Source organism: Acidobacteriota bacterium (genome assembly GCA_039030395.1).
Taxonomy (GTDB): Bacteria; Acidobacteriota; Thermoanaerobaculia; order Multivoradales; family JBCCEF01; genus JBCCEF01.
The window spans coordinates 1-1,980 of record JBCCEF010000065.1; the positions used below are offsets into that span (position 1 = coordinate 1).

Sequence of the window (1,980 nt, forward strand, 5' to 3'; positions counted from 1 at the left end):
CAAGTCTTCAGAGCTCGCCGCCGCCAACTGATGCTCCTCCACCAGGACCGCCAGCTCCTTCACCGTGCGGGCTTCGAAGAGTCGATAGGGCGGGATCTCGACGCCGTAGCGTTCCTGCACTCGCGACATGATGAGGATGCCACGCATCGAGTGTCCGCCGAGGTCGAAGAAATCATCCTCGACGCCGACACGCTCGACCTCGAGCACCTCCACCCAGAGCTCGGCCAACTCGCGCTCGAGTGCGGTCGACGGCGCGACATAGGGCCGATGGCTCCCCCGCTCCGGCTCGGGCAACGAGCGGTATTCGACCTTGCCCGTGGGTGTCAGAGGGAGTTCGTCGAGACCGACGAAGCGCCTCGGCAGCATGTAGATCGGCAGCTGCTTTTCGAGAAATCGGCGCAACGATGCAAAATCGCCGTCAGCCTCGTCGGCGAGGACGACGAAGGCCGCCAGCTCGGCATCTCCGGTTCCCTGGCCGAAGGCTCGCACCGCGCAGCGTTCGACGTCGGGGTGCCGTGCCAGGATCGCCTCGACCTCCCCCGGCTCGACCCGGAAGCCACGGATCTGTACCTGGTGATCGACCCGGCCAGCGAAGTGCAAAAGGCCCTCGGCATCGAAGAATGCGAGGTCGCCGGTGCGGAACAAGCGGGATCCCGATCGGGAGCCGAAAGGGTCAGGCAAGAAGTGTTCAGCGGTCAGCCCCGGCTGGCCGAGGTAGCCTCGCGCCGGCGCCGCCCCGGCGACATGAATCTCGCCAATCGAGCCGGCACCCACCGGACGCGAATGCCGGTCGAGCACATAGATCGCCCCGCCGGGTACCGGACGGCCGAGGGGCACGAGAACTTTGCCGCTTTCGGACTCGGCTTGCCCGTCGGCGGTCTCCGAGTCACCCGCCCAGGGGTGGATCGCGACCATCCCCGTGGTCTCGGTCTGACCGTACATGTTGAAGAATCGCGGCGGTCGCTGGCGGCCGTGGCACCACTCGCGCGGCGTCTCCTCAGGCAGCGGCGCACCGGTCGCGAGCGAGAGGCGCAGCGCTTGCGCGTCCGAATCCGAGCCAACCCGTGCCTCGATACAGCTGCGCCAGAAGGCCGGGACCGTATCCATCACCGTGATCCCGAGGTCGCCCAGCAAGCCGAGCAGGCGCCGCGGATCGTGCCGTTCCTCGGCCGTCGCGACGACCACGGTAGCCCCTTGGGTCAAGGGCACGAGGAGATGGCGCACCGACGAAGAGAACGTAAAGGAGGCGGTGTGGAGGTAGATGTCATCCCGACCGATACCGAGGGCACCGGGCAAGCAAGCGAGGTAATTGTCGAGGCTCGCCTGGCGGATCATCACCCCCTTGGGCTCGCCGGTCGAACCCGAGGTGAACATCAGGTAAGCCAAGCTCTCGGCGGCGACCGCATCGCGGGTGATGTCGGCCGCTCCATCGCTTGGCGGCTCCGGCTCGGCCTCTTGGTCGAGGCAAAGCAGCTCCCCATGGCTCGGTGGCAAGACTTCGGCGAGCCCCTGACGGCTCAGGATCCAACGCACCCCGGCCAGCTCGAGAACTCGCGCCGTGCGCTCGTGCGGATCATTGGGGTCCAGGGGCAGATAGGTGCCTCCGACCTCGAGCACACCCAGGATCGCGCTCACCTGCTCGATCGAGCGGTCGAGGAAGATCCCGACCACGGTCTCTGGGCCGACGCCGCGGGCGCGCAGCAAGCGGGCCACAGCGCTGGTCGCGGCGGCGAGCTCACGATAGCTGGCGGTCTTCCCTCCGCACACCACCGCCGTGTGGTCCCCACGGCGATCGGCCTGTTCTCGGAAACGGGCTCCGACGCCGCGAAATCCGGCCGCCGCCTGCCCTTCCTCTGCCCTGCTCCAGGCCAGGACCTGGCGCCGTTCGGCGCTGCTGACCAGCGGGTAGTCTTCGAGGGCTCGTGTCGGATCCTCCGCCACCGCCTCGAGGAGCACCGAGAGCCCGGCACCGAGGCGCTC

At 68.0% G+C, this 1,980-nt stretch carries 1 protein-coding gene; it reads right to left on the bottom strand.

The annotated features are described in order from the left end of the window. Positions 1–1,980: non-ribosomal peptide synthetase (locus tag AAF481_20495; protein ID MEM7483546.1), on the bottom strand; the 1,980-nt coding region annotated here is incomplete at both ends.